Origin of the sequence: Pseudomonas sp. LM13 (assembly GCF_041381355.1) — a bacterium.
Lineage (GTDB): Bacteria > Pseudomonadota > Gammaproteobacteria > Pseudomonadales > Pseudomonadaceae > Stutzerimonas > Stutzerimonas frequens.
The window spans coordinates 1-6,673 of sequence record NZ_JACBXH010000075.1; the positions used below are offsets into that span (position 1 = coordinate 1).

The 6,673-nt window shown below is 55.1% G+C and carries 4 protein-coding genes; all 4 read right to left on the reverse strand.

Going from position 1 to position 6,673, the window contains the following annotated elements:
- Nucleotides 1-736: 736 nt before the first annotated feature.
- Nucleotides 737-2,878: a lipase family protein gene (locus tag HZR81_RS22910; RefSeq protein ID WP_500129340.1), complete on the reverse strand. Its 2,142-nt coding sequence runs from the start codon at nucleotides 2,876-2,878 to the stop codon at nucleotides 737-739.
- Between the two features lie 6 nt (nucleotides 2,879-2,884).
- Nucleotides 2,885-3,754: a hypothetical protein gene (locus tag HZR81_RS22915; protein ID WP_500129341.1), complete on the reverse strand. Its 870-nt coding sequence runs from the start codon at nucleotides 3,752-3,754 to the stop codon at nucleotides 2,885-2,887.
- Complete coding sequence (locus HZR81_RS22920) at nucleotides 3,755-5,506, reverse strand: lipase family protein (protein ID WP_500129342.1); 1,752 nt, start codon at nucleotides 5,504-5,506, stop codon at nucleotides 3,755-3,757.
- Nucleotides 5,507-5,908: 402 nt separating this feature from the next.
- On the reverse strand, nucleotides 5,909-6,673 hold a 765-nt coding region (locus tag HZR81_RS22925; protein ID WP_500129343.1), incomplete at its 5' end, for a hypothetical protein.

The window sequence follows — 6,673 nt, forward strand, 5'->3', positions numbered from 1 at the left end:
GACAGGTGGAGGGTGTGTTTGGCGACTGCCAATTTACCTGCTTCCCTGACTGTCAACTCGCTCTTCCCCCAGAGTCCGCGAAGAACCAAAAATATGGGTCAAGTCGACGAATTCCATGGAAGCAGATGTAGATTCCGTTGAAGCCGCCGGCTACGAATAGCACTAGCCACCCGAGAAAGAAAATTCGCTCTAATATGGAAACGTCGCTCATTTTTTCACTCTTTGGTAAATAATATCGCCGACATACTCGCCAAGCCTCTGCCGCCGGACCCGCCGTAATAGGTCCCGGCAGCAGCGCCAGCGATTGCGATGACTGCGAGAGCAGGAGCTCCGAACGTCACGCCGAACGCAAGCGCGATCCCTCCTACAAAAGCGGTGGCTACTTTGGCTCTGCAATACCTCCTACTGCGCCGCCGCCCGCGCTACCCACGAATCCGGTCACCTGCATGTAGCTAGTTCCGGGCGCAGGCTTGATTGGACCCAACCGTGCACGCTTACTGAATCCTGTTCATCCGAACGCCGCATTGATGGCGATGCCTAAATAGCCTAAGTGGCCGGCGCCTTTCGCCCAATTTGAAACCGTATTGATCCGTAGCCCAAGCTGCGGAACCTCGCCTCTTTCGGTAATCGCGGAAGCGTTATGCAGGATTGATTTTGTAGATAGGCCGAGCGTGGTCTTGATGCTGTCGTAACTACGGATATTGATGATTGAAAGGGATAGGCGCCCCGGCGAGTGCTAGGCGCTGGCACCGGCGCTTCGTGGCGTGCTGGCTGCTAGCCGTTCTGCTCTCTGGTGGTCCCCGATGGCACGCCATTGTGCGACCAGCTCTGGCAGGTCCGGTCGCTCCGCGTGCTCCCCAAAGATGCTGCGCAGTGACACCACCCGCTCCGCCTGGGCAAGCAGGCGCTGCTGTGCGCGAGACAATGCGGGGCTCTGCTCGGCTCGAACGCGTTCGCCCTGCTCCACCGCATCGGCGTAGATGGCGCGCAGTTCGAGATCCGTCTTGCCGTAGAAGCGCATGACATTCCTACGCCTGATTTCCCAGCGGAATTCATTGAAGGAGCGCGCTTGCCAGCTTTCCAGCAGCTGCGCGGTACTCAGGACTTGGGCATAAATGTCACGAACCTCGGCATCGGTGAACAGCCTGCCATTGCGCTGCTCCACGCTGGCAGTCCATCGCAGCAGGTTAGCCAGCGCCGCACGAGCATAGCCGCTGTCGCTCGAGTGTTGGGATCCTGCGAGCGCAACGCGCTTCGGCATATCGCCATCTAGTCCGATTTCTCCGATGGTACGAGCGCAGGTCTGCTCGGCAATCATGGCGCAGCCTGGCTGCCACAAGATCGCCGTCTCGCTGCCCGCGCCGGGCTTGCGAGGCATGAAATGCCATTGCTCGCCATGATGCTGGTAAGGATCGCCTTGAAGGTTGACGATCCCTGCGAGCAGCAGCGCAATGCCGAGAGCCGGTGAGCTATACACCAGAGCTGCCCCGGGAAGCGCCAGCTTCCATTCAGCATCCATCCATGGCAGCGGAAGCGCAGGTATGGGGTCGTTGTGATTGACGATACGGTGATGTGTAAGAGGGCGGCTGGCCTTGACGAAGGCTGCGTCACCCGCGCGTGGGGCGCCGAAGGTGTAGAGGATTACCTTAGGCTTGGTGGGTTTGCGCCGTAGCCATTCGGCCAGCAGTAGTGCGATGGCCCCGCCTAAGCTGTGGCCACATATGATCAGCGTCTGCTCGCCGGTATAAAAGACATTTAGGTAGCGCTCTACGAATGGCTTTGCAGCCTGAAATCCTTTGTAGAAGCCGCGGTGTGCTTGGTCTTCACCTTCTTCGTATGGCACCTGGCGGGCATCTGCATCTCGACTGGCGTCGGCCAGAAACTCCTGCGTACCGCGGACGGAAATCAATACGATCTTGTCGTTATGGGTGATGAACGCTTGGGTGTTGGTATCTGTTTCGTTATCGGTGTCGTGCAAGAAGTGCACATCTTCGGGATTTCGCCAGCCCTCCTGTGATTCGTTTTCGTAGCGCGCCGGATCGTAGGGCATGATTTCGAGGCGTTTCGAATACGGCACTTCTTCGCAGAGCAGGTGATAGGGCGACGCGGTGTTGAATTGTGTTGGCTGAATCCGGCGGCCTAGCTGGTTCTGAAGTACATGTCCGATGCTGCCAAGCGCTGAATACGGTGGCGGTGCTGAGGAGTAAGGATTTGTAGCGGTGCTGAATGGGGCGTAGGCGAAGGCGCTCATGACCGCGAGGTGATAGGCATTCAGCGCGCAGAAATCAGCGCCGCGGGAAAGCAACGGACTATAGGCACGTAACGCCTTTATTTCGATGACATGACGTCTATTACAACCAAGAGCAACGCCTGGCTGGTCTGCTGCTGAGCCTGCGTTCTGTTTTAATGCCGATGGTGTCGTCCAATGTTCATCCGGTGTAGGAAGATGCACTTTGCTCGCTACGAAATCGCTGACTTCGGCTCGTATGAAGTAAGCGTCTTCTTTTACTGCGCGTTCTTGCGCCAGATAGGTTTTTCCGTCAGTGCGCCGAGGGCCTGCGGGCGATTGTTCAGCTGCCATTTGTAGAGCTGTTAGCGGTAGCTTGAAAGCCTTTCTAATCGCAAGTTCTTCATACCAAGGATCAGTGAACGCCGTTGCGGGTTGCGATAGATCGAGAACTATCGCGCCAGGATGTACATCTCTAATCAGAGCGTAGCCATCATTGTCTAAAAAGCCCTCGATAGCTTGGCCTTGACTATCATGTAATCTGTAAGGTAGCCCAGCGTACGGTGCACCTTTCCCATGCTCATCCACGAGACGAACACTAACCCAAGCGTTTTTCGATGGGCAGCTTAGTTGCTCTGTTGTTCCGTTCATCCTTGGTTATTCCGTGCAGCTTGGATAAATAGTGCACTCTTTGTTGTTATTTTTGTATGTCTTAAACACTGGCGGGTCCTGGCACTGCTGCCAGCCCTCCTTAGGTAGACACGGCCTCCACCCTTCGGGAAATTCTATCCAAGTATTATCCCGATATGGTTCTTCTCTAGGGTTTACCGTAAAAGACAATATGATGGTCTGCAGGGGTAACTGTTTTCTGTTTAGTCGAGCTCCCGCTCCCTTGCAACTAAGTATTTTTGATATTCCTAGGTTTAGCTTGCTCTCTTGGAATAACCATGAGCACTCAGAGTGTATCGGTGCAGGGTGGCCATGTAGATTGTTGCCATCCTCGGCAGTCGCTTTCGCAACTACCAGCAATTCGCCGTTATCGTAAGTTTCTTGCCAATCCTTTTCTCCATAACGGCCGTAGATAAACAGTCCTACCCTAACCAGCTGCAGATCACAAATACCATCCCGATAACTAACCGGAACTTCGAACCGATACCCGTGCGGCGCCTTTTCGTAGTCCTCCTTGAAGGTCTCCACATGACCGCGGCCACTACAACTCTCGGACCCGCCGTAATGCGCTTGAGCCTTCAGTGCGAAATCGGCCGGTAGCTCGCCCTCCAATGTGAAGGTGTCGGCGCCGACCGAGCCGAGCGTGCTGCAGCCGCTGAGTAGAAAGCCGAACAGCGCCGGCCATGCGTGAGCGCGCAGGAAGCGGCTACAGAAAAAAACATGAGCAGTCATCTGTTCCAAGCTCGTAAAAAAGGCTTTATGGCCTGCTGCAAGGCAATGCTTTGCTTGAAAGTCAGGGCGAAACGAAGCGGGGCCCGCATTAAATATCAATCCATGAGGCGAGAGTCGGCTGTACATTTAAACGAACGTAGGCTTAGGCGAGCTCGAACGTTGCGCTAGCTGTGCTGCCTTGCGATTTGAAGCCAAGGCAAGCCACTGCTCTATCAGACTGGGGATATCGTCTCGCCGCCAGAGATCGCCAAAAATATCTTGAGCGATCAGCTTACGATCTGCTTCGTTCAGCAGCCGTTGTCGGGCACGGTTCAGCGCATCGCGTTGCTGGGCACTTAACTGGCGAACGGCAGTAATTCCGTCGCTATAGAGCTGCATCAGCTCCGAGTCTGTTTTGTTGTAGAAGCGGCTATCGTGGCGCAATCTGATCTCGTGTCGGAATTCGACAAAACTGCGTGGCCGCCAGCCTGCCAGCTCCTCTTCGGCTTTTTGTATAAGCCCACCGATGTCCGTAATTTCCGCACGCGTGAACAGTGCACCGCCACGCTCCGTAACGCTGCTATACCAGCGCAACATCGTGGTAAGCATGGCCCGACTATAGCCGCTGTCGCTTGAGTGCTCGGAAAACGAGGCTAGCTGACTAATGAACGCGGTGCGCTCAGGCATATCGTCTTTCAGGTTCAGAGCACCGGCGTAACGGGCGCAGGCTTGTTCGTCGATCAGTGCGCAGTTGGGTTGCCACATAACGGCACTTGCACTGCCATTGCCCGGTTTTCGTGTCGCGAAATGGCGTTGTTCGCCATGATGTTGATAAGGGTCGCCTTGCAGGTTGAGCAAGCCCCCCAGAAGTAAAGAAATGCCTATTGCTGGGGAGCTAAATAACGCGACGACTCCTGCCGCGGCGAGCTTCCATTCTGCGTCCATCCATATGAACGGAACTCCTGGAATTGGATCGTTGTGATTTACCAGGCGATGATGTGTTAGTTCGTTGGCGCTCTGGACGAACGCTTGATCGGCAGCGCGGGGGGCGCCATACGTATAGAGCTGCGTATCTTTAGACCAGTTCGAGTTTATCCATGCAGACAGAAGTAGCGCGACCGCACCGCCTAGACTGTGGCCACAGACGATAATGGTCTGCCCTATATAAAAGGCTTCCATATAGCGCTCGACGAACTTTCTGGCTGCGCTGAAAGCGTTGTAGAAGCCTCGATGCGCTTGGCCAGTACCTTCTTTGAACGGAACCTGTCGTGCGTCGGCGTCTAGCAGAAAATCCTGTAGCTCAAGGGTGCCACGCACGGAAATCAGCATGATCTTATCGTTATGGGTGATGAAAGCCTGAGTGTCGGATTGCTCGTGATGCAGAAAATGCACATCTTCCGGATTGCGCCACCCCTTCGAGGCTTCTTTTTGATAACGCTCCGGATCGTACGGCATAACTTCCAAACGCTTGGAATAAGGTACTTCCTCGTACAGAAGGTGATAGCTCGCTTGACCAAAGAGCTGGGACTTTTCTAGGCGGGCCAGCTGTTCGCGCAAGACATGCCCTATCGAGCCCGGATTGGGGTAAGGAGGTGGGTTTGAAGCGTAAGGTCTTCCTGGTTCCCGACGCGTACTGAACGGGGCGTAAGCGAAGGCACCCATCACCGCCAGATGATAGGCGTTCAAGGCACAAAACTTTTTGTCTCTCGAGAGCAGCGGGCTGTATGCGCGAAGCGCTTTGACTTCCAGCAAGTGGTAGGTATCCGGTGCCAGAGCGATCCCCGGGTGACATTGTGCAATGCCCGCGTTGCACTTGAGCTGGGCCGTTGGACGAGGTTCCCACGCGAGATCGCGCTCCGGCAGGTGGCCCGTGGCTTCGGCGAAATCGCTGACTTCCACCCTCAGGAATCTAGCGCATCCCCTTTTAGCCCGAGCTTCCGCTAAGAAAGTTTTCCCATCGGAGCGACGGGGGCCGGAAGGCGACTGTTCTGCCGCTATTTGCAGTGCCGTTAAAGGGAGCCTGAAGTCTTCGCGGCTTGATATCGCCGTGTACCATGCATCGTTTCCTGAGTAGCCCTCCGATAACTGGAGTACCGCCACCCCAGGATAGACCTGTGATACTTCAGAGTACCCATCCTCATCTAGATGGCCTGCGTATGTTTGCCCTTGGCTATCGTGCAGCTGATAAGCAAGCCCAGCATATGGTTTTCCAATTCCATGCTCATTTACCAGCCGAAAACTAATTCCTTTTTGGCGGTTAGGGCACTCTAGACTGACGGTGCTTGGCGAAAAGTCCATCCGTTATTGCTCCGTGCAATTTGGGAAAACGGAGCACACGCGGCCGTTCATCTTAAAAGTGCGAAATTGAGGTGGTTCTGTGCAGCGTTCTTCGTAATCAGTGCCCCACCGCCCTGTGCAAGGTTTCCAACCATGTTGTGTTTTTAACCAATACCCTCGTAGGTATGGTTTGTATGTGGTGCTGATACTGATATCAAGTTCTACGGTTTTATTTATTAATTCGCTAATTGCAAGATGGAATCCAGCCCCGTTACAGCTCAGCAGCCTACTGACCTCACCTTTACGGGAATATGCTTTGCTTAGCTGAAACAGCCATATACATTCAGCCGTCTTGCTCAATCTTCCGTTGCCATCGAATCGCGGCGCACCTTCCGGCAGCGTGTCGACCAGCTCCAGCCCTCCATTGTCGTAGGTGCGTTGCCAATCCTTGTCGCCGTAGCGGCCGTTAATAAACAGGCCTACGCGCGCCAGGCGCATCTCGCAAAGACCGTCGCGGTAGTTGACCGGTATCGTGAATCGATACGCGTGAGGGCGGTCTTCGAAGTCACTCTCAAAGGAGCGCGTGCGGGCGCGGCCGTTGCAGCCGTTGGCGACACCATAGTGCGCCTGAGCCTCTAACGCGAAATCGGCCGGTAGTTCGCCCTCCAATGTGAAAGTATCGGCGCCGACCGATCCAAGCGCGCTGCAACCGCTGAGCAGTAGGCCCAACAGCGCAGGCCATGCGTGAGCAAGCAGGAAGCGGCTTCGGGAAAAGGTGTGAGAACTCAT

Bases quoted from the DNA above. Each gene is read 5' to 3' on its own strand.
- HZR81_RS22910 (WP_500129340.1), bottom strand. From the start codon at position 2,878: ATGAACGGAACAACAGAGCAACTAAGCTGCCCATCGAAAAACGCTTGG.
- HZR81_RS22915 (WP_500129341.1), bottom strand. From the start codon at position 3,754: ATGTACAGCCGACTCTCGCCTCATGGATTGATATTTAATGCGGGCCCC.